Origin of the sequence: Clostridium sardiniense, assembly GCF_016907995.1 — a bacterium.
Classification (GTDB): domain Bacteria; phylum Bacillota; class Clostridia; order Clostridiales; family Clostridiaceae; genus Clostridium; species Clostridium sardiniense.
The window spans coordinates 45,221-67,970 of the sequence record NZ_JAFBDA010000004.1 but is presented as its reverse complement, the minus strand read 5'-3'; the positions used below and the strand labels follow the sequence as shown (position 1 = coordinate 67,970).

Here is a 22,750-nt window from a genome sequence, read left to right as displayed (position 1 = left end):
GTGTCATCATATGTATAAATATAATAACTTATATAGAGGAAAAATTTATATTAGGAGACGTATAATGAATAGAAATATTATGAATGGTGGGAATGACCTGACTAATATATTTACTCAAACATTTAATGCGGTTATAAACAATACTGATTTAATTGATGGAATAGTTAATAGCTTATTTAATTCGAATTTTTTAGAAGAGGTTAATGAGGCTTTTAGTGAAGGATTCAATGGAGGTTATAATAATGGAGATAGTATAATAAAAGTTAATATAAGAGACGAAAACGATAAATACTTAATAGAAGGAGAATTTCCAGGAATAGATAGACAAGATATAAAAATAGATTATAAAGATAACTATATATATTTAAATGTTAAAAGAAAACAAGTATTTTCTAACGGATGTAATATGGCCATGATGGTAATGCAATTTGGAGATGAATTTAGTAGAGAATTCTTTGTACCTAATGCTGATGCTACAAAGCTTAGAGCTTCATACAAGAATTATAGATTAAGGCTAGAACTTCCTAAGTATAGGAAAGAAATAGTGGGAAATAAGAATGATAACTTAACAGAGAATGAAGATAATATTATTGATGTTGTTGATTACGAAGAAGAATAAATCTGAGATGTTTTGCATTCTCAGATTTTTTTATTTTGGATAAGCTTGATATAAAAGTATGTATATGGGAAAATGTAGTATAAGAAAAAGGGGGCAAGATTATGGATATATTAAAGAGAATAGAGTCATTAAGAAGTCTAATGAAAAAAAGAGGAATAGACTATTATATTATTCCAAGTGGTGATGCTCATCAAAGTGAATATGTATGTGAGCACTATAGAGGAAGGGCATATATGTCAGGGTTTACAGGGTCAGCAGGTACTTTATTAGTGGGGCTAGATAAAGCTATACTTTGGACTGATGGAAGATATTTTATTCAGGCTGAAAAAGAACTTAAAGGTTCTAATATAGAATTATTTAAAATGAGAATACCTGGATGGCCAAGTTTACAAGAATGGCTTATGGATAATATGAATTCTGATGAAGTACTAGCTTTTGATGGAAAGGTGTTCTCAGTAACTGACTATAAGCAATTTAAAAATATAGAAGATAAAAAATCAATAAAGATAGAGAGTGATTATGATTTATTAAATGATGTATGGATAGATAGACCTAAGCTACCTATGGAGAAGATATTTATACATGATATTAAGTACTGTGGGAAGAGTACAAAAGAGAAGGTTAGCGAAGTTAGAGAGAAGATGAAAAGCTTAGGAGTATCAAATTATATAATAGCTTCATTAGATGATATAGCATGGGTTTATAATATTAGAGGAAATGATGTCGAATGTAATCCAGTTGTAATAGGCTATGCATTAATTAAGGAAGATGAAGCGATTCTTTATGTTGATAATTCTAAAGTGTTAGATGATGTAAGAAATAAGCTTAATGAAGAAGGTGTAATATTAAAAGAATATGATGATATAAAAGAGGATGTTAATGATATTAAAGGAAGTGTATTAATAGATCCAAATAAGATAAGTTCATTTATATATACTAATGTAAATGAAGATGTAGATATAATTGAAGGATTAAATATAACAACATCACTAAAGTCCATAAAAAATGATATTGAAATAGAGAATCTAAAAAGATGTCAAATAAGAGATGGTATAGCAATGGTTAGATTCACTAAATGGCTTAAAGAAAATATAGGTAAAATTGAAATAAGCGAGATATCAGCTTCTGATAAATTACAGGAGTTTAGGGCTTTAGGAGAGTTATTTAAAGGAATAAGCTTTAACACAATTGCAGGACATAAAGATCATGGTGCAATGATGCATTATTTTGCAACAGAAAAAACTAATTATAATTTAGAAGAAAAAGGATTTTTACTAGTAGATTCAGGTGGTCAATATTTAGATGGAACTACTGATATAACAAGAACCTTTGTACTTGGAAGGCTTACAGAGGAAGAAAAGAGAGATTTTACATTAGTTTTAAAAGCTCACATAAGTTTAATGAATACAAAATTCTTAAAGGGAACAACTGGATCAAACCTTGATATTAAAGCTAGGGGACCATTATGGGATGAAGGTATAGATTATAAATGCGGAACTGGCCATGGTGTAGGTTTTTTCTTAAATGTACATGAAGGCCCACAAAGTATAAGCCCAGTTCCAAATAAAGTTTCATTAGAGCCAGGAATGATTTTAACAAATGAGCCAGGAATTTATAGGGAAGGAAAACATGGTATAAGAACTGAAAATACTATGCTTGTAGTTAAGGATACATCATCAAAAGAATTTGGTGAATTCTATAAATTTGAAGTAATATCACTATGTCCAATAGATATACAGGGAATAGATATTAAATTATTAGATTATAAAGAAAAGGAATGGATAAATAATTATCATAGGTGGATGTATGATACACTTTCAGTTTATTTAAGTGATGATGAAAGAAAATTCTTAAAAAAAGAAACCAAAAGCATATAATAAAAAGCCCGATTAAATAAATCAATTATTTAACCGGGCTTTTTTCTATATTTCTACTCTTTTTCTTCTGGTGGATTAAAATATTTATTAATTAAAATCGCTACTATAATTCCTATAGCAGTATCGACACTTCTACCAATTGCGTAAGCATATGATTGTGGACCGCTATAGTTTATCATGATACCTATGAGAACTATACAAGCTATAGTTACAGAACCTGGTTTGTTGAAAAGATTACATACATATATAACCCCAACAATACCAAAACCAGTGACAAAAGCATTGTAATCATATAAGAAAGGTAGCTTAATCATAATAAATATAATTATTATCCCGAATAGTCCACCTAGTATAGTCCCTATCAGTCTATTTTTACCCATTGTAAAAGAGCTTGATACAGTATCTTTCATACAGATAACCGCAGCTATACAAGCATAAAAAGCATTTTCTCTTCCAATAAGCTGAAAAATAACCATACATACAGTAACTGCTAGAGCCGTCTTTATATTACGTAAACCCACTCTATGCACATTTAGCTTCATACTTATTCCCCTCTCTAATTAAGTATTTTAATATTATATCATATGAAATAATATTATGTTAAACTAATAAAAGTTAAAAGTAATTGACATATAAAACTATATGGAATATTATATACTTAAAATGTAAATGCTATGAAAAGAAGAGTAATAAAAGTAGATTTCTAAAGAGAGCTAACAATAGCTGAAAGTTAGCGTTATGGACTTTTATGAAGATGGACTTTGAGCATATCTTTTGAGCTTATAAGATTTAGTAAGGAAGATACGGGAGCAACCGTTATATTGCATGGTGATAATTCACCTAGTGAGTTTCTTATTGCGAGATAAGAATGAAGTAGAGTGGTACGCGTATATAACGCCTCTATGCAGTATATTGCATAGAGGATTTTTTATTAAAGGAAACTATAAAAAATTTAAAATAGTAGAAAATACATTTAATATGTAAATAACAAGGAGGATTTTAAGATGTGTAAAAAACCATACTATATAACTACACCAATATATTATCCATCAACGAAACTGCATATAGGTAATACCTATACAACAGTTGCAGCAGATGCAATTGCAAGATTTAAGAGATTAACAGGATATGATGTTATGTTCTTAACAGGAACAGATGAGCATGGCCAAAAGATTCAAAGAATTGCAGAAGAAAAAGGGATAAAACCAATAGAGCATGTAGATGAAATCGTTGCAGGAATCAAAGAGCTTTGGAAGATAATGGACGTAAGCTATGATAAATTCATAAGAACAACAGATGATTATCATGTAGAAGCTGTTCAAAAGATATTTAAGAGATTATATGATCAAGGCGACATATATAAGAGTTCATATGAAGGATTATACTGTACTCCATGTGAATCTTTCTGGACAGAAAGCCAACTAGTAGATGGAAAATGCCCAGACTGTGGAAGACCAGTTGAAACTTCAAAAGAAGAAGCATACTTCTTCAAGATGAGTAAATATGCTGATAGATTAATAAAGTATATTGAAGAACATCCACACTTCATTCAACCAGAATCAAGAAAGAATGAAATGCTAAATAACTTCTTAAGACCAGGACTTCAAGATCTTTGTGTTTCAAGAACTAGCTTTGATTGGGGTGTACCTGTAACATTTGATGAAAAGCACGTAGTATATGTTTGGATAGATGCATTATCAAACTATATAACTGCATTAGGCTATGGTAGTGATAATACAGAATTATTTGATAAATACTGGCCAGCAGATGTTCATTTAATAGGTAAAGATATATTAAGATTCCATACAATTTATTGGCCAATAATGTTAATGGCACTTGACTTACCATTACCAAAGCAAATATTTGGCCATGGATGGTTACTTGTTGATGGTGGTAAGATGAGTAAATCAAAAGGAAACGTAGTAGATCCAGTTGCACTTGTTGAAAACTTTGGTGTAGATGCTGTTAGATATTACTTATTAAGAGAAATACCTTTTGGAGCAGATGGATTATTTAATAATGAAATATTTATAAAGAAGATAAACTCAGACCTTTGTAATGACCTTGGAAACTTACTTTCAAGAACAGTTGCAATGGTAGAAAAATACTTTGATGGAGTAATACCTGCACCACTAGAAAAAGAAGAAGTTGATGATGAGTTAATAAATCTTGCATTAGATACTCCAAAGAATGTTGAAGAAGCTATAGGAGAACTTAGAATTCCAGAAGCTTTAGAATATATCTTTGATTTAGTTGGAAGAGCTAACAAGTATATTGATGAAACAACTCCTTGGATATTAGCTAAGGATGAAGATAAGAAAGGTAGACTTGGAACTGTACTTTATAATTTAGCAGAATCTTTAAGATTTGCATCAGTTTTAATATCATCATTCTTACCAACAACATCAGAAAAGATAAATGAGCAATTAGCAGTAACAGCTAAAGATTGGAGTTCATTAGAAGGATTTGATGGTACAGCACCAGGAACAACAGTTAAGAAGGGCGATAGTTTATTCCCAAGAATAGATGTTGAAAAGAAGCTTGCTGAACTTGAAGAATTAAGAAAAACTCAAATGGAAGCTATTAAGCCTCAAGAAGAAGTTAAAGAAATGAAGCCAATAAAAGAAGAAATTACAATAGATGATTTTGAAAAACTTGACCTAAGAGTGGTTAAAGTATTAGAATGCGAACCAATAAAGAAGGCAAATAAACTACTTAAATTAAAAGTAGACTTAGGTGGAGAAATTAGACAGGTTGTCTCAGGAATAGCAAAACATTTTAAACCAGAAGAATTAGTTGGAAAAAATGTTGTTCTTGTAGCAAACCTTAAGCCAGTTAAGTTAAGAGGAGAATTATCACAAGGTATGATACTTGCTGCATCAAATGATGATGATAGCGTATTAAACTTAGTGGATCCTGGTAAATTACCAACTGGAAGCGAAGTAAGATAGTAATATAAAATAAACACTAAAGAGGAAGTCAGCTTAGATTATAAGTTGACTTCCTTATTTATATCAATAATAGAGGGGGAGAATTTATGAATATAGTAATAGGAAATGCATGGCCTTATGCAAATGGAAAATTGCATTTAGGTAGAATAGCAGTATTTCTTCCGGGAGATATTCTAGCTAGATATCATAGAATGATGGGTGATAATGTCTTATTTATATCTGGAAGTGATGCACATGGTAGGCCAGTTAAGGTGAAGGCGGAAGAGCTTAATATAACTCCAAAGGAAACTCTATTAAAGTATCATGAAGAATTTTTGGAATGCTTTAATAAGCTTAATTTTTCCTTTGATTTATTTACTAATACTGATACAGATTATCATAAGAGAATGGTAATGGATTTTATTATAAGCTTATATGATAAAGGATACATATATGAAAAAAAGTCTTTAGAGGGAGAAACAGGACGTGAAAGTAATCATCTATTTTTGGCTCTTTCAAGGTTCCAAAATGATGTTAAGAGGATATTTATAAAGCAACAAGGTTGGAGAGAAAATGCTCAAAGTATAACTAAAAAATATATAGATGAAGGACTAAGAGATAGAGCAGTAACTAAAGAAATTGATTGGGGCGTAGATGTACCCTTAGATGGATTTTCAGACAAAAAAATATTCGTATGGATTGAAGCTTTAATGGGTTATATTACAGCAACGGCAAAATGTCTTGAAGGTACCAATGAAGTTATAGAAGATTATTGGAATGATGAAGATAGTAGAATTTACTTAGTTCATGGAAAGGATAATATTCCATTTCATACAATAATATTTCCGGGATTATTATCAGCATTAGGTTTTAAAAATGTAAATTTAAGTATAATGTCTAGTGAACATTTAAGGCTAGAGGGTAAAGATTTTTCTACTAATAAAAATTGGGCTATTTGGGTTGATGAGATATTAGAAAAATATAATGTAGACTCTTTAAGATATTATTTAATATCTAATGGACCTGAAAATTCAAATACTGATTTTAAGTGGAGGAACTTTATAAACTCAAATAACTATGATTTAGTATTGGAATTTGATAAATTATATAAAAATATTATTATAAATGGAGATTTAAAAGAACTAGATTTAAGTGAAAAAAAGAAAATATTAGATTTATATTTTAGTGTAGGGGATAAGATTGAGGAAGGGGAATTTAAGGCTGCATTAAAAGAGGTTTTTTCATATATAAAGGAAGAAAGTAAGAAGAAAAGACCCTCTATTAATGTGCTAATAAATATAGCAAATATACTAGAGCCGTTTATGCCAAATACATCTTCGAAAATAAAGGAACAATTTAATATAAAAGAAAGTATATGGAACTTAATAGAGGTAAAAGAATTGACTAAAAAGCTAAGGTATAAGCCTATTTTTGAAATGATAGATAAGAAAAATATAATGGAAGAAATAAAGAGGCTAAAAGATAATAAGGTTTAAAGACAAAAAAAACCTAGAATATCTACAATAGGGGGACGAGATATTCTAGGTAACCAATCAATTAAGATGGTTATAAGGGGTAAATAATAATGCTTTAACTACTTTACAATTACATGATAACTTAGTAATATGTCAGTTATGTGTCAAAAAATATAATAAAGTATTAAGAGATAATACTTATCAAGTTAAATATCCTAAATAAGGAATTATTGTATATAAATCTTATCGAAATTTAGTATTTTTATTGTTTTTCTGTCATAATCTATCATTTTTTCCTGCTTCATATTGATTAATTCCCTAGAAAGAGATGGTCTTTGAACTCCAAATGAATCTGCTAATGATTGTTTTGTCATAGTCAATTTTATTGTGTCACTATTTTGCTTCTTTGCTTCTTTTATTAAAAAATCGCAAATCATATGTCTTAAAGATTTAGAACTTACTTGTCTTAATTTATTACTAAGTATCATGGCTTTATTTGACAATAGTTTCAAAAATGCTAATAAAAAAGTTTGGTTTGATTGAAGTAACTTAGTTACTTCTTTTTTGTTTATGTGGATTACTGTACTATTTTCTTTACTTACGACATCCATTGGATATGTATTTTTATCACCAAATAAAAGGTTTTCGCCAAACATATTTGCTCTATTTAAGGTGGTTACCACTAAAGTGTTTCCATTAGCATCATTTTGTTGTATTTCAACTTTACCTGAAATTAAAATGCTTAAATCATTACAAGTATCATTATGAAAGAAAATGGTTTCTTCTTTTGAATATTTTTTTATGTGAACTAATGGATTATTAATCATTGAATCTAAATCATCTTTAGAAAAGTTATTGAATAGAGATGATAAATTTAAAACATCAATTATTTCACTATTTGTCATATGTTTCACATCCTTTCAATTTGTATTTATTTTTTGTCAGTTGTTTATAATGTATAATAATATATATTATTAATTATTTAAAGAGGGAGACAGAAGATATGGAGAAAAAATATAGAATTTTTGATACTCATGCACACTATGATTCAGAAGATTATGATATAGATAGAGATGAGGTATTTAAGGAGTTAAAAGAGAATGGAGTTATAGGAATATTAAATTGTGCATCATCATATGACAGTGTAAAACTAACTGATGAACTTACAAAAAAATATGACTTTATTTATGGTGCGTTAGGGGTTCATCCTGAGAATGCTGATGAACTTACAGATGAAAGATTAGAAATAATAAAAGAAATGATTAAAGCAAATGATAAAATAGTTGCTGTTGGAGAGATAGGGCTTGATTATTACTGGGAAGAAAATCCTTCAAGAGAGATACAGAAAAATGCTTTAAGAGCTCAAATGAATTTAGCTAAAGAACTTAAAATGCCGGTAGTGATTCATGATAGAGATGCACATAAAGATACTCTTGATATATTAAAAGAATTTCCTGAGGTTAATGGAGTAGTGCATTGTTTTTCAGGTAGTGTTGAGTTTGCTAAAGAATGCATAAAACTTGGATATTATATAGGATTTACAGGAGTAGTAACATTTAAAAATTCTAGAAAGATAGTAGAAGTTGCTAAAGAAATACCAGTTGACAGAATGCTTGTAGAGACTGATGCACCATTTATGGCACCAGTTCCAAACAGAGGAAAAAGAAATAGATCTGATTACATAAAAGAGATTATAGAGAAAATAGCAGAAATAAGAAGTATAAATCCAGATGAATTAAATATTCAACTAAATACCAATTTTTTCAATTTGATTAAAAAAGATATTTAAGATAAAATGAAATGGAATTAATTGTATATTGAGAAATAGCAATTGATTTAAGGAGACACTTCACTAAATATACCATGGACGCAAGGATACCCAATAAAGAACTGAAAATATACAATTTATAAATTTTGTTAATTATGCATAGAACTGCATTTATTGTATCAGTTCAAGCAAGCAAGAGGCTTTAAATTTGACAAAATGTCAAAAAGTAATATATAATGCAAAAGACACTCTTGCCAAAGGAGGGAATTAAATGGTAGAAAAATTTAAAACTTTTATTAAGAAAAGTTTTTCTAACGGTCCGAAGGCAAAAATAGTGATATTAGCCACGGCATGTGTTGTGGCAGTAGCAGCAACAACCGTTGCTACAATGAGAAAGACAGTAAATTTAAGCATCGACGGAAAAGAAGAAACATTTATCACATATAAAGGGACTGTTAAAGATGCGTTGCAACAGAAAGGTATAGAAATATCTGATCACGATAAGGTGCAACCATCCTTAGAATCCAAAATTGAAGAAGCTGAGGAGATTACAGTTAAGAAGGCCGTGCCTATCAAAGTTAATTTTGCAAAGAAGGATGTTACAATTCTTTCAGCAGAAGATAACGTTGAAGATGCCTTATTAGCTAGTAATGATCAACTTAAAAAAGAAGGAGTAGAATATGTTCATGGTGTTGATGAAGTTCAGCCAGGACCAGAAACTCCAGTTAAAGAAAACATGGATGTTGACGTCACAAAGGTAGAGACTAAGAGTGTAACTGAACATAAAGTTATACCTTTTGACACTGTAACTAAGAGTGATGCAGAACTTGAAAAAGGGAAGAAAAAAGTTGAAGCTGAAGGTAAAAACGGAAAGCAAGAGGTTACTTACCAAGTAGTGTATAAAGATGGCAAGGAAGCTTCAAAGAAAGAAGTTAGCAGCAAAACTGTTGCTACCCCAGTAAATGCAATTGTTGTACAAGGTGCTAAGAATCCAGTTAAATATATACCAAATAGAGGGGATTCAGTACAGTATAAGAAACACTTAGTTATGGAAGCAACCGCATATTCAGGACATAATATTACTGCTACTGGAGTTAAGCCAGTGTACAACCCTGGTGGTACTAGTACTATAGCAGTTGACCCAAGAGTAATACCATTAGGTAGCCTAGTATACGTAGAAGGATACGGATATGCTAGAGCATCAGATACAGGTGGAGCAATAAAAGGAAACATTATAGACGTTTTCTTAAATAGTGCGGAAGCGTGTACTCAATGGGGAAGAAAATATGGCGTAGATGTTTATATAGTGTCTTATCCGGGAGAATGATAGAATTTTTTTTAAGAGATAACAATTTTGTTATCTCTATTTTTTTGTGATAAAATAAAACCTTGATATTTGACACAGGGTGTATATACAGGTAAATTATTTATATAGAAACTGATAAGGAAAAATAGAATTTGCGAAAGGATGTAGTCGCGTGAGTAAAAAAGTCATAAAAGAGGTCATAGTTGTAGAGGGTAGAGATGATATAGATGCAGTAAAAAAGGCAGTAGATGCTGAGCTTATTGCTGTTGGTGGATTTGGAATAAATAAGAGAGTTATAGATAGAATAAAAGAAGCTCAAAAGAGAAAGGGTGTTATAGTACTTACTGATCCAGATTTTGCTGGAGAAAAAATAAGAAGTATTATAAGAAAAAGAGTTAGTGGAATAAAACATGCATATATCGCTCAAGAAGATGGATTAAAAGATGGAGATATTGGTGTTGAGAATGCTTGTCCTGAAGTTATAATAAGAGCTCTAGAAGGAGCAAAAGTAACATTAGAAGAAAAGCAATCTACATATGGAATGGAAGATATGTTCTTTTTTAAATTAACAGCTGATAGTAAGGCTAGAGAAAGAAGAATGGCACTTGGAAAAGAACTAGGGATAGGATATGGCAATGCAAAGCAAATGGTATCTAGATTAAATAATTACGGAATAGATAAAGATGAGTTTGTAAAAGCTATACAAAAGGTAGAGAAAGAAATAGGAGAATAATTATTATGGAAATAAAAGATTATAAAACACAAGAACTTGTAAAGAAGTATAACTTCAGATTTTCAAAAAGTCTAGGACAAAACTTCCTTATAGATGACTCAGTACTTAATGATATAGTAAAGGGCGCTGACGTAAATAGTGAAGATTTAGTAATAGAAATTGGTCCAGGGGTTGGAACTTTAACAGCTCAATTATTAAATAAAGCAAAAAGAGTTGTTTCAATTGAGTTGGATAGTGACCTAATTCCTATATTGCAACAAGAACTTGGGGAACATCCAAATTTCTCACTTATACATAAAGATGCATTAAAGGTAGATTTTAATGAAGTAATTGGAGATGAAAAAAGCGTAAAATTAGTTGCTAACCTTCCATACTATGTTACAACTCCAATAATAGTTAATCTTTTAAAGGAAGGATATAATTTTAAGAGTTTAACTATTATGATTCAAAAAGAGGTTGCAGAGAGAATAGATGCTGAGCCAAACTGCAAAGAGTATGGTTCATTATCATTATTAGTACAATATTATTGCAACACTGAAATCATAAGGAAAGTTGCACCAAGTTCATTTATGCCAAGACCTAAGGTTGAATCTATAGTAATAAGATTAGATAGATTAGAGGAGCCAAAAGTTAAAGTTAAGGATGAGAAACTTATGTTTGAAATCATTAGAAGTTCATTCAATATGAGAAGAAAGACTTTATGGAATGGTGTAAAAAATATTGGATTAGATAAAGAGGATTTAAAGAAAGCTTTTGAAGAAGCCGAGATTGATCCTAAAAGAAGAGGGGAAACTCTATCATTAGAAGAGTTTGCAAGACTTAGCGATAAGATTTACGAATATAAATAAATTAATATTATCATAATAGTGACCTTCACGCATATACTATATGGAATAAATATATGTGGAGGTAATGGAGACTTGGCACATAATAAATTATATAGAAACTTTATAATATTACAGGAAGATGATAAGTCAAAATCTTCTTCAAATGATAAAGCTTTATCAGGATATGCAAAAATCGAGGCAAAGGGGGAAAAGTGTAAAATAACCTTTTATGCTCAGAACTTAAAAAAGGATGACGATTACGCCATAGTACTTATTTGTTATAAAAAAGACATGAAACAGATAATTGACATGGGACCACTAACTGTCAATGAAGTTGGTAAGGGAGAGGCTTGTATTGAGTACTATTCTGATAATATAGCGGGTCTAAGCTTAGGATACGATAAGATTTCAGGAGCTGGTATATGTAAAAAGAAAAGTGGAAACTTAGATTTTTCAATGTATGGTTTTATGAACGGAGAAAAGATCGAAGATGGCTGGAAGAAGATGAAAGTAGTAAACTGTTATGATAAGAGTGGTAGTACAAAGTCAAAAGAGTACTACAAGAAAGATGATGTTAAAAAATACGAAAGTAAAAAAGATAAAGATAAGAAGTGCGAAGAGAAAAAATATGAAAAGAAGCATGAGGACGGGATGCATTGTGAAAAGATGCATGAAGAAAAGAAGTCTCATGATAAGGATGATCATAAACATAAGTGTGATGATAAGAAAAGGGATATAGATGAAGATGATACTATAAACGAGAATGATATTAGAGATGATGAAATTCAAGAGCATAATGGTGAAATTCAAGAGCATCATGATGAAGACTATGATAATGAGAATTACAGCGTTGATGATGAGATTAGAGGTCATAAAAAATATTGCTCGGGTAAGAAAAATTACAAAAAACATGATAAGAAGATGCATTGTGGAAAGATGCACGGAGAAAAGATGTATGATGATAAGATGCATTGTGAAAAGATGCATGGAGAAAAGATGTATGATGATAAGATGCATTGTGAAATGATGCACGGAGAAAAGATGTATGATGATAAGATGCATGGAGAAAAGATGCATGACGATAAGATGCATTGTGGAATGATGCATGGAGAAAAGATGTATGATGATAAGATGCATTGTGGAAAGATGCACGGAGAAAAGATGTATGATAATAAGATGCATTGTGGAATGATGCATGGAGATAAGATGCATTGTGGAAAGATGCATGATAGAGATGAAGATTATACTTTAGAAGAAAATGATATTAAGGATTATGAAATCAAAGATTACCATAATGAAGACTATAACATTGATGATGAGATTAGAGATAATAAGTACTATTGTGGTAGAGATGACTTAGCAAATAATTTTGAAGAGTATGAAAGAAGAATAGAAGAACAAAAAATAGATCCTTATGATTTTAGTTTAAGAGGTGGAGTTGGAAACTTCTTTGAGAATTTAGTAAAAGAATTTGAAGAAGTAAAAGGTGGCTTTAAAGAAATATCTTACTGTAAGTGGTTTAAAATTCCTGTACGTGATATAGAAGATATGTGTAATTCAAAAGATTATAATAAATATTCAATTATATATTATCCAATGTTAAACTATTATCCATATATCAAGAAATATGGTTACTTTATGATGGGATATAAATGTGATTCAAAAGGTAACTTAAAGTACTTAGTTTATGCAATTCCAGGAAAAAGAGATAGAGAAGAACAACCTTATTGTGGAAAATCAGGCTTTGTAACATGGTGCAAGAGAGATTGTGATCGTAATGGATTCTGGTTAATGTTCTATGATTACAAAAATTCAACAGTTGTAGTACCTTCAAAGTAATAAAATCGTAATATACAATTGTTTGCCAATGATAAGTTAAAGTATTATAATTTAGATATAATTAGGAGAAGCATATGCTTCTCCTAATTACTTATATAAGGTTTGGGAGGGCATATGAGATTAGTATTATTTCAAATAGGGGATTTTAAGGTTTATAGCTACGGGCTCATGATAGCTATAGGGATAATTGTAGCGGCTACATTATTCATAAGGAGAGCAAGGAATGCTGGATATAATGAAGATAAATTATTAAATTTAATAATAGTAACAGTTATATCAGGGATCTTAGGTGGAAAATTCCTATTTATATTAACAGAATTAAATAACATAATTAATGATCCGTCAATTCTTTTAAACTTTGGAAATGGATTTGTTATATATGGAGCTATAATGGGTGGTGCATTAGGTTTATATTTATATTGTAGAAAAAATAAATTTAATTCATTAAGAATATTAGATTTTGCAGCCCCTGGAGTTGCATTAGCTCAAGGATTTGGAAGAATTGGATGCTTTTTAGCGGGATGTTGCTATGGAAGAGAGACTACACTTCCTATAGGGGTTACATTTCCACAAGATTCATTAGCTCCAAGTGGAGTGAGTTTACTTCCAACACAGCTTTTTAGTTCAGGCTTTGATTTTATATTAGCTGGAATATTACTCTGGTATAGCAGGAAAAATAGCAAAGATGGAAGAGCGTTTGCTTTATATGTAATAATATATAGTATAGGTAGATTTTTTATTGAGTTTTTTAGAAATGATCCTAGAGGTAATGTTTGGATTTTAAGTACATCTCAATTTATAGCTATTTTTACATTAATACTTGGAATTGTAGTATACAATTTAGATAAACTAAAAAAGGAGAGGTAAGCAGGTTTATGAAAAAGAGAGTAACTAAACTATTAATGCTTGGCATTATGTTTATTATTGGATCATCTATGGTTGGATGTGCACCAGTAAATGATGTTATGGTTAAACTTGGATTTAGAAATAATGACTTTGACTATATGAAAACAAATAAAGTAGATGAAATCACAATTGAAAGCACTAGAGATAGTGGTTTTAGGTTTAAAGTTACTGATCCAAAAGCCATTGATGAGATATACAATACTTTAGCAGCTGGTAATCCAGAGTCAGAGAAGAGTTCCTTAGATCCAGATTACATATTTGAGATTCACTGTGGAGATGAAATAAAAAAATATGAGTATGTTGTTGGAGTAGATGAAAGCGGTAAAGGGAACTTTTATGATGGAGAAAAAGCATATAAGGTTCCTAAGAATCTAGATCAAACAATAATAAACAATTTATCATTTATAAGAAGACCTAGAGATTTTAATTCAATTTATTATGGAACAATAATGGATGTATTAAAAATGAATAAAGATCAATTAGGAGATGGAAAACATAAAGTTGGAGTAGATATACTTGGAGATCTAGATTGTGTTAAATACTTATTCTCAGTTGAATTACAAGGGTTCCAAAATGAACTTCAAAAAATTATTCCAGGAGCCGAAATTATAAAGAATAATGAAGAAGATTATAATGTTATTGTCACAGTTCAAAATAAAGGATATGACAGTGATACATTTAGAACAATTATTACTATAGATAATAAAGTGGATAATGTTTATGAAAAGTATTATGTTGTAGGACATTATGAATTTAAGAAGTGGGAAATAACAGTTGGTAAAGATGGAAAGAAACCAGAAAAGTGGTAAGTAAGGAGGAGAAGGAATGAACGAATTAAAAACTAAAGGTATACCTATAGGAGAATTTAAAAAGAAACCTAGATACGGAAAGATAAAAAACGTAATTGGTGTTATAAGTGGTAAAGGTGGAGTTGGTAAATCAACAGTAACTGGAATTATGGCGACTATGCTTAGCAAAAAAGGATATAAAGTAGGAGTTTTGGATGCTGATATAACAGGACCATCAATGCCAAGATTTTTTGGTATAAATAATGAAAGAGCGCAAATAATATCATTAGATGAACAAAATATAAAGTTCATCCCAGCTACTACTAAGAGTGGAATAAAGGTAATGTCAATGAATCTCTTAACAGATGTAGAGGACGATCCAGTTATATGGAGAGGTCCAGTTATAACTGGTGTATTAAATCAAATGTACTTTGATACTGAGTGGGAAGAGTTAGATTATCTATTAATAGATATGCCACCAGGTACAGGTGATATAGCACTTACAGTTATGAATGATTTCCATTTAAAAGAGCTAATAATAATTTCTACACCACAAGATATGGTTTCAATGATAGTTAAAAAAGTGGTTAAAATGGCTCAAAAGGTAGGGGTACCTATAAGAGGAGTCGTAGAGAATATGGCTTATATAGTTTGTGATGGATGCGATAAAAAGTTAAGAGTATTTAGTAAAAAGTCAGCTGAAGAGCATGCTGAATATCTTGGGTTACCACTTTTAGGAGAACTTCCAATCAATTTAGAGCTTACAGAAGCTTTAGAGGAAGGTAGAGCTGAGGAGTATGTATTAGATAATCCTCTGTACTCATTAATTTTTGAAGGGTTATACTAAGATATACTCTCTATAAAAGAGAGGAGTAACTTAATATGAAAGCACATGTAGATAAGGATACTTGCATAGGATGTGGATTATGTCCTTCAATTTGCCCAGATGTATTCTCAATGGATGATGATGGAAAGGCAGTAGCTATCGAAGGAGATGTACCATCAGAACATGAAGATGGAGCTAAAGAAGGCGAAGAGAGCTGTCCAGTTAATGCCATCGAAGTAGAATAATTAAGTAATTAATAAAAATAGCAAGCTTAAATTTAAGCTTGCTATTTTTATTGAAAGAAATCATTCATAAATGGGTTTACATTACATTCGGATAAATTATGATTATTGGGTGAAATAGAATTAGATAAATAAATACTATCACCTATAGAGGCACCAGATAATTGATGAGTAGGTACAGAAACTAGACTACCTCCATCAAGTTCAACAAATGCTTCTAGACCGTTTATATCGATTATTTGTCCATGCATAACACTAACCTCCTTATTGTTTATTAGTTAGTGTTATCAAAATTAGCAATATCTATACAAAATTAGGCGCTAACATATGTTAGCGCCTTTAATAAATATCATTGTATATAATTTTAAATACTTCTAAAGCCTCTTCGATTTTAGATTTAAGTAGATATTTTTTTCTTAAATATTCTTTTTTTCCATCTGGTGTAAGGGAGTAAATTTTTCTAAACTTTTTCTTAGGATCATCCCAAGTACCAATAACCAGACCATCTTTTTCTAAGCTTTTTAATAAAGGGTATATACCACCGGTACTAGGAACCCATTTGCCCTTTGTACGCTCTCCTATATCATGAGATATATAATTGCCTGTAGTTGGTCCTATATTGAGTATATGAAGGACGTAAATCGGTAAAAGTCCTTTAGTAAAAACTTGACCTACTGCATCATTTTCTTTTTTTACTTTTTTAAGTTCAGAAACCTTCTTTTTATACTCTTCATAAAGACGCTTTTCCTCAGCCCTTATATCATTTGAATTAGAGAAATTTAAATTATTCATCAGTTATTACACCTCTTGAACTACAACTCCTAATAAGCCAGGGCCAGTGTGTACACCAAGAGCTGGTCCGATTGTTGCAGGAGCTATTGATTCTATATTATCAAGCCCTGAAATTAATTTGTATAAAGAGTCAAATTCTTCACTAGAACTTCCTCCGTTTAGAACCCAAATTTTACACTTTGACTTTTCAAGATGCTCTTTTGCTATCTTATATATTCTATTCATTGATTGTTTTCTACCACGTACTTTTGCGTAAGTGTAATAAACACCTTCTTGATCAACAGAAATAATAGGTTTTAAGTTTAAAATTTCACCTATTGTACCTGCTACTTTTCCTATTCTGCCACCTTTTTTTAAATACTCTAATGTACTTATAGTAAAGTATCCATAAGTTTTTTCTCTAAGCTTTGGAAGTTTCTCAATAATTTCCTCAAAGCTTAGACCTTCTTTAACCATTTTGGCAGTATTTAATACTAAAGCACCTTCTGCCATACTAAGTATCTTAGTATCATATACATAAGAAATTAATTTCGGGTGATCTTCAAGAGCAAGTCGTATTGCATTTCCAGTACCTGAAAGTCCACTTGAAATTGTTACTGCGATTAAATGAGTATAACCTTCATCCTCTAATTTATTCAGAATATTTTCAATTCTAGCTGTACTAGGCAGTGATGTTTTTGGAATTTCTTTCTCTAAAGAATCGTAAACTTCTTGAGGACTTAAATCTATTTTATCTTCAAATTCACCATATGAATATATAATTTTAAATGGCGCAAATTCTAGGTTATTCTCTCTTAATTCTTCTAATGTTAAATCTGATCCACTATCAGTTAAAATAGCGATTTTTTGCATTAATGATTCCTCCTAAATTTAGATTGTAATTATGAAATCTTTATCACTTATGATAATATAAACTATATCACTGCTGATATAGTTTAGCAATAAAAAAAGAAATTATTGTAAATAATTTCTTTTTTTATTGCTTAATATGTGATCACAGATTGAGAGTCTACTATATTCCATATAGTATTACCTTCTGATAAAGATATTTCTTTTCCATCTAAATCATAAAGCTTAGTATCACCATATTCTGAATCCTTAGACCATTTTATATCTAGTACTTTTCCGTTAGAGAATACATAACCCTCTCCACTGTTAACCAAGTCAATATCTAGATGAGAGTTATCAGTTTGGAGAGTTATATCAGTCTTTTGAATAACTATATTAGTAAATGTTAATGGAGAATTTGTTAAAGCGTCCTTAGCAATTTTGCCATCCATTAATTTAGTATAAACGCCGTTTTCGAATGCATAAGAAGTCTTATATATGTTATTTGGTTTAACAGTTATGTTTAAAGCTTCTCTTAAATCATTTTTATTGAAAAATTCTTTATCAAACTTTAATGATGACTCTGCTTTTAGGTTGTACTTCTTATCTTTTGTAGCTTGTATTATATTCTCACTAGAAGTATACAGATTATGAGGGGCTTTTCTATTTTTATCTCTATTATAATATTTCCCGTTAGTCATTTCATTAAGACTCATAATAGAATTATCTTTTTTTACTTCATTAAGAGCCTCTTTAGATCCACCACAATGAGCTATAGGAAGTGCATATTCTTTAGATATGGTCAAAAAGTAGGGTCTAATGCTTCTAACAGGACCAATTTTATTAGCTGTATTACTATGATACACTGCTATAAACCTTGGAATACCACCTTCAGCAGATGTTTCATATACTATATCAGCAAAGGATAAACCGCTTTGTGGTCTTGCAGCTTTTGAATTTTCAACAACGACCATATATGGGATTTTATCTTCAGGATTTTCTTTAGTTTCAAGTCCTGTAAATGGATATTTATATATTTGTTCTGTTTCTTTAGAAATAGATTCTGTAGTTTCGGAATCTGGTTGCATAGATTCTAACGAATTGCAGGATACTAATGATGAAATAACAAAAATTAAAAGTATAGATAATAATATTTTTTTTCTCATAAATTCCTCCTAAAATTAAATGCTTTCTACTTAATATATATTAATGGTTTAGGAGAAATCATGCCTAATATAAAAATTATTTTAATAGCAAAAGTACAATAAAAACCAAAAAAGAGAGATAAATAGACATAGAGAGAATTATATCTAAAAATTTAAAAATAAAATGTAATTGCACTAGAATATCTTTTGAAGTATAATAATACGGTACGAAAAAACGGTACTATATATTGTGTAATGGGGGTAGTTTAAATGCTATATGTTGTAAAAAGGGACGGTAGAGAGGTAGAATTCAATGCCGAAAAAATTGGTAACGCTATAAAGAGTGCGGCAGCAGAAATAGGCGTAAATTTAAAGACAAGTAAGACTTTGGATATCGTTCAAAAAGTTATCAAATATATAGAAATGTCAGGAGACAGTAGAATTACAGTAGAGCAAGTTCAAAATCTTGTAGAAAAAGCATTAAAGGATTCAGAACTTAATGATGTAGTTCTAGCATACCAAAATTATAGAAAAGAAAGAACTAAGGTTAGAGAAATAAAATCAGATCTTATGAGAGCTATAAGTAAAATTGGAGTTGAAACTGATAGAGATAATGCTAATGTAGGTAATAATTTTAGTTCAAAATTATTAAGAATAGCATCAGAATCAAATAAGTGGCACAATTTAGCTTCAATGCCAAAGCATTTATCAAAAGGTCATGAAATAGGAGATCTTTACTATCATGATTTAGATAGTTATAATCTAACAACTAACTGTCTTCATATACCAACTAGAGAAATATTAGAAAATGGATTCAATACAGGATATGGAACAATCAATGCTCCAAGAAGAATAGAAACAGCAGCTGAATTATCATGTATATTATTACAATCAACTCAAAACGATATGTTTGGAGGACAATCACACCCAGACTTTGATAATGATATGGCTGTATTTGTAGCGCCAACAAGAGAAGAAATAATAAGTGAATTAAAAGAGCTTGAAGTACCAGCAGAAAAAATAGAAGAATTAGCTGAAAAAAGACTAAGAAAGAGAATACATCAAGCAATGCAAGGAGTTGTATATAATTTAAACACAATGCATTCAAGAGCGGGTTCACAGGTTCCATTTAGTTCAATAAACCTTGGAATTCCTGAATCAGAAGATGCTGCATTAGTTTGTGAAATATTCCTATTAGAATATGAAAAGGGATTAGGAAAAGGTGAGCAACCAATATTCCCTAATATAATCTTTAGAGTTAAAGAAGGTGTAAATAGAGAGACAGAGGATCCATACTTCTATTTATATAAATTAGCTTGTAGAGTAGCAGCTAAGAGGATGAATCCTACATTTATGAATATAGATGCAGATTTTAATAAAAAATATTATGATATGGGCATAACTCCTGCAACAATGGGTTGTAGAACATACCTTATGAGTAATGTGAATGGAGAGCCAGGAGTTAAAGGTAGAGGTAATATAGCACCAACTACAATAAACTTACCTAGAATAGGAATACAAGCACAAGGTAATATAGATAAATTCTTTGAAATATTTGATGCTAGATTAAATCTTGCAAAAGAAGCTTTAATGCATAGATATGGGGTATTAAAGAATTTAAGAGTTAAAGATCTACCATTTGTAGCAGGACAGCACTTAATGAAAGGTGCAGAAGGATTATCACCAGATGATTCAATTGAACCAGTATTAAAGCAAGGAACTTGGGGAATTGGATTTATAGGGCTTGCTGAAACTTTAGTCGCTTTAACTGGTAAACATCATGGCGAAGATGAAGAAGCTAGAGCGCTTGGTTTAAGAATAATTGATCATTTAAGAGCTTATTGTGATAGATTAACAGAAGAAACAAAACTTAACTGGAGTGCATATGCAACACCAGCAGAAGGATTATCAGGTAAATTTATAAAACAAGACCAAAAGGTATTTGGAATCATTGAAGGCGTAACTGATAAAGAATATTATACTAATAGTTATCATGTTCCGGTTGGATGTGCTATTTCAATAAAAAATAAGATAGAGATTGAAGCACCATACCATAAGTTATGTAATGGTGGTCATATAAGCTACTTAGAAGTTGATGACTGTCCATCAGGTGAAGCTATAATGGATATCTTAAATTTTGCATATAAGAAAACTAACATCAGCTATTTGGGAATTAACTTCCATATAAGATATTGTAAGGACTGTGGAACTTACCTACAAAATCACGAAAAGAGCTGCACTAATTGTGGAAGTACAGATATACAAGGAGTTTCAAGAGTTACTGGATACCTAAGCTTAGATGAAAGATTCGGACCAGGAAAATATCATGAAAGACAAGATAGAGTAACTCATACAGGAACAAAACTAAATCACTATCAAGAATGTTAGAAATATTAAAGGCCGCTATAATAGGAAACTAATTATAGCGGCCTTTTTTACTTGTAAATAAATTATGTAAATTAGGTATGTTAATAAGGTACTTAAATAGACTTGAAAATTAAAATGAATAATATATTAAAAAACTTGCAAAAAAAGTCGATTAATAATAAAAGAATATAAAATATAGCCGTAAAATGAATGGCATATTGATATTGCTTGCAAAAATGCTTGTTCTGCAAGTTGGCTTGTGGTAAAATTAGGATATTGGGGAATTTGATATAAAGGGGGCTATAAAATGACTATTAGAAAGCTAGATAATGGAAAGCATATATATGTTGTAGATACAACATTAAGAGATGGAGAGCAGACCGCAGGAGTTGTTTTTGCAAATGATGAGAAAGTAGCTATTGCAGAACTTTTGAATGATTTAGGAATTGATCAATTAGAAGTTGGCATTCCTACAATGGGTGGTGATGAAAAAGAAGCTATAAAAAAAATAGTGAAAAGAAATTTAAAAAGTAGCATAATGGCATGGAATAGAGCTGTAATTTCAGACATCGATCAATCAATTGATTGTGGAGTAGATGCAGTTGCAATCTCAATATCCGTATCAGATATTCATATAAAGCATAAGCTTAAGACATCGAGAGAATGGGTAATAGAGAATATGTGTAAGGCAGTTGAGTATGCAAAGAGAAGTGGTCTTTATGTATCAGTAAATGGGGAAGATGCATCAAGGGCAGATAGAGACTTTTTAGTTAAATTCATTGAATCTGCAAAAAACTCAGGTGCAGATAGATTTAGGTATTGCGATACAGTTGGTATAATGGATCCGTTTAAGATCTATACAGATATAAAGTACCTAGAGGAAAAAACTAATTTTGATATAGAGATGCATACCCATAATGATTTTGGAATGGCAACAGCAAATGCGGTGGCTGGAGTAAAAGCTGGGGCAAGTTATGTTGGAGTAACTGTAAATGGTCTTGGGGAGAGAGCTGGTAATGCAGCACTTGAAGAGGTAATAATGACATTTAAATATCTATTTAATTATGATGTAGATATAGATACAAAGAAATTTAGAGAGGTTTCAGAGTATGTATCAAGAGCATCAGGAAGAGTACTTCCTGCATGGAAAGCAATAGTTGGAGATAATATGTTTGCTCATGAATCAGGAATACACGCTGATGGAGCTATAAAAAATCCTAAGAATTATGAAGCTTTTGATCCTGATGTTGTAGGTCTTGAAAGACAAATAGTAATAGGAAAACATTCAGGAAAGGCAGCTATAATAAATAAGTTTAAAGAGTATGGTATGGATCTTACTCAAGATGAATCTGATGGTATATTAAATCTTGTACGTGCCACATCAGTAAGACTTAAAAGAAGCCTTTTTGATAAAGAATTAGTTAAGCTTTATAAAGACTATAAAGAATCCTTAAAAGCAAGAGTTAATTAGGGGGCTTAAAT

At 30.6% G+C, this 22,750-nt stretch carries 19 protein-coding genes, 2 pseudogenes and 1 other annotated feature; of the genes and pseudogenes, 15 read left to right on the top strand and 6 right to left on the bottom strand.

Annotated elements, in window-relative coordinates; translation table 11 throughout:
- Positions 1 to 64: 64 nt before the first annotated feature.
- Both JOC62_RS04970 and JOC62_RS04965 read left to right on the top strand, forming a co-directional pair.
- Entirely contained in the window at positions 65 to 619 is a 555-nt protein-coding gene (locus JOC62_RS04970; protein ID WP_204594124.1) for an Hsp20 family protein, read from the top strand.
- 101 nt (positions 620 to 720) lie between these two features.
- Positions 721 to 2,496 carry an aminopeptidase P family protein gene (locus JOC62_RS04965; RefSeq protein ID WP_204594123.1) on the top strand — a complete coding sequence of 592 codons (1,776 nt, stop codon included), beginning with the start codon at positions 721 to 723 and terminating at the stop codon, positions 2,494 to 2,496.
- Between the two features lie 53 nt (positions 2,497 to 2,549).
- Here JOC62_RS04965 and JOC62_RS04960 read toward each other — a convergent pair whose 3' ends face one another.
- Positions 2,550 to 3,038 (bottom strand): FUSC family protein, encoded by a 489-nt coding sequence (locus JOC62_RS04960; RefSeq protein WP_204594122.1) that lies wholly within the window; start codon positions 3,036 to 3,038, stop codon positions 2,550 to 2,552.
- A 123-nt stretch (positions 3,039 to 3,161) separates the two neighbouring features.
- Positions 3,162 to 3,401: a binding site (T-box leader), on the top strand.
- A 96-nt stretch (positions 3,402 to 3,497) separates the two neighbouring features.
- On the opposite strand from JOC62_RS04960, the pseudogene metG reads away from it, so the two are divergent.
- Together metG and JOC62_RS04950 are read left to right on the top strand one after the other, a co-directional pair.
- Positions 3,498 to 5,447: pseudogene (gene metG / locus JOC62_RS04955) on the top strand (methionine--tRNA ligase); the annotation flags it as partial.
- Between the two features lie 86 nt (positions 5,448 to 5,533).
- The gene (locus tag JOC62_RS04950; protein ID WP_204594120.1) at positions 5,534 to 6,922 is read left to right on the top strand and encodes a methionine--tRNA ligase; all 1,389 of its coding nucleotides are present in this window, start codon (positions 5,534 to 5,536) and stop codon (positions 6,920 to 6,922) included.
- A 206-nt stretch (positions 6,923 to 7,128) separates the two neighbouring features.
- Here JOC62_RS04950 and JOC62_RS04945 read toward each other — a convergent pair whose 3' ends face one another.
- The gene (locus JOC62_RS04945) at positions 7,129 to 7,806 is read right to left on the bottom strand and encodes a Crp/Fnr family transcriptional regulator (protein ID WP_204594119.1); all 678 of its coding nucleotides are present in this window, start codon (positions 7,804 to 7,806) and stop codon (positions 7,129 to 7,131) included.
- A gap of 98 nt (positions 7,807 to 7,904) precedes the next feature.
- Between JOC62_RS04945 and JOC62_RS04940 the strand changes: the two genes are divergently transcribed.
- The 9 genes and pseudogenes from JOC62_RS04940 to JOC62_RS04900 all read left to right on the top strand — a co-directional run bounded on the left by JOC62_RS04940 (position 7,905) and on the right by JOC62_RS04900 (position 16,139).
- Positions 7,905 to 8,690 carry a TatD family hydrolase gene (locus JOC62_RS04940; protein ID WP_204594118.1) on the top strand — a complete coding sequence of 262 codons (786 nt, stop codon included), beginning with the start codon at positions 7,905 to 7,907 and terminating at the stop codon, positions 8,688 to 8,690.
- 250 nt (positions 8,691 to 8,940) lie between these two features.
- Entirely contained in the window at positions 8,941 to 9,996 is a 1,056-nt protein-coding gene (locus tag JOC62_RS04935; protein ID WP_204594117.1) for a G5 domain-containing protein, read from the top strand.
- A gap of 151 nt (positions 9,997 to 10,147) precedes the next feature.
- Positions 10,148 to 10,708: a ribonuclease M5 gene (gene rnmV, locus JOC62_RS04930; protein ID WP_204594116.1), complete on the top strand. Its 561-nt coding sequence runs from the start codon at positions 10,148 to 10,150 to the stop codon at positions 10,706 to 10,708.
- The gene (gene rsmA / locus JOC62_RS04925) at positions 10,705 to 11,556 is read left to right on the top strand and encodes a 16S rRNA (adenine(1518)-N(6)/adenine(1519)-N(6))-dimethyltransferase RsmA (RefSeq protein WP_204594235.1); all 852 of its coding nucleotides are present in this window, start codon (positions 10,705 to 10,707) and stop codon (positions 11,554 to 11,556) included. Before rnmV ends, rsmA begins: the two co-directional genes overlap by 4 nt.
- Before the next feature lie 72 nt (positions 11,557 to 11,628).
- Complete coding sequence (locus tag JOC62_RS19125; protein WP_243425018.1) at positions 11,629 to 13,374, top strand: hypothetical protein; 1,746 nt, start codon at positions 11,629 to 11,631, stop codon at positions 13,372 to 13,374.
- 114 nt (positions 13,375 to 13,488) lie between these two features.
- A complete protein-coding gene (locus JOC62_RS04915; protein WP_204594115.1) occupies positions 13,489 to 14,241 on the top strand; it encodes a prolipoprotein diacylglyceryl transferase in 753 nt (250 codons plus the stop codon).
- An 8-nt stretch (positions 14,242 to 14,249) separates the two neighbouring features.
- Positions 14,250 to 15,089, top strand: a complete 840-nt coding sequence (locus JOC62_RS04910) for a YhfM domain-containing protein (protein ID WP_204594114.1) — start codon at positions 14,250 to 14,252, stop codon at positions 15,087 to 15,089.
- Positions 15,090 to 15,162: 73 nt separating this feature from the next.
- Positions 15,163 to 15,915, top strand: a pseudogene (locus JOC62_RS04905) (Mrp/NBP35 family ATP-binding protein); the annotation flags it as partial.
- A 35-nt stretch (positions 15,916 to 15,950) separates the two neighbouring features.
- Positions 15,951 to 16,139 (top strand): ferredoxin, encoded by a 189-nt coding sequence (locus JOC62_RS04900; RefSeq protein WP_204594112.1) that lies wholly within the window; start codon positions 15,951 to 15,953, stop codon positions 16,137 to 16,139.
- 47 nt (positions 16,140 to 16,186) lie between these two features.
- Here the strand turns inward: JOC62_RS04900 and JOC62_RS04895 are convergent, their stop codons facing one another.
- From JOC62_RS04895 to JOC62_RS04880, 4 genes are all read right to left on the bottom strand, one after another.
- Positions 16,187 to 16,387: a hypothetical protein gene (locus tag JOC62_RS04895; RefSeq protein ID WP_204594111.1), complete on the bottom strand. Its 201-nt coding sequence runs from the start codon at positions 16,385 to 16,387 to the stop codon at positions 16,187 to 16,189.
- Positions 16,388 to 16,475: 88 nt separating this feature from the next.
- Complete coding sequence (locus tag JOC62_RS04890) at positions 16,476 to 16,928, bottom strand: PadR family transcriptional regulator (RefSeq protein WP_204594110.1); 453 nt, start codon at positions 16,926 to 16,928, stop codon at positions 16,476 to 16,478.
- A gap of 6 nt (positions 16,929 to 16,934) precedes the next feature.
- Complete coding sequence (locus JOC62_RS04885) at positions 16,935 to 17,780, bottom strand: DegV family protein (RefSeq protein WP_204594109.1); 846 nt, start codon at positions 17,778 to 17,780, stop codon at positions 16,935 to 16,937.
- A 131-nt stretch (positions 17,781 to 17,911) separates the two neighbouring features.
- Positions 17,912 to 18,922: a DUF3048 domain-containing protein gene (locus tag JOC62_RS04880; RefSeq protein ID WP_204594108.1), complete on the bottom strand. Its 1,011-nt coding sequence runs from the start codon at positions 18,920 to 18,922 to the stop codon at positions 17,912 to 17,914.
- A 249-nt stretch (positions 18,923 to 19,171) separates the two neighbouring features.
- Here JOC62_RS04880 and nrdD point away from each other — a divergent pair, with 249 nt between their 5' ends.
- Positions 19,172 to 21,289, top strand: a complete 2,118-nt coding sequence (gene nrdD / locus JOC62_RS04875; RefSeq protein ID WP_204594107.1) for an anaerobic ribonucleoside-triphosphate reductase — start codon at positions 19,172 to 19,174, stop codon at positions 21,287 to 21,289.
- 286 nt (positions 21,290 to 21,575) lie between these two features.
- Positions 21,576 to 22,739, top strand: coding sequence for a homocitrate synthase (gene nifV, locus JOC62_RS04870; RefSeq protein WP_204594106.1), 1,164 nt, complete (start codon positions 21,576 to 21,578; stop codon positions 22,737 to 22,739).
- Positions 22,740 to 22,750: the final 11 nt, after the last annotated feature.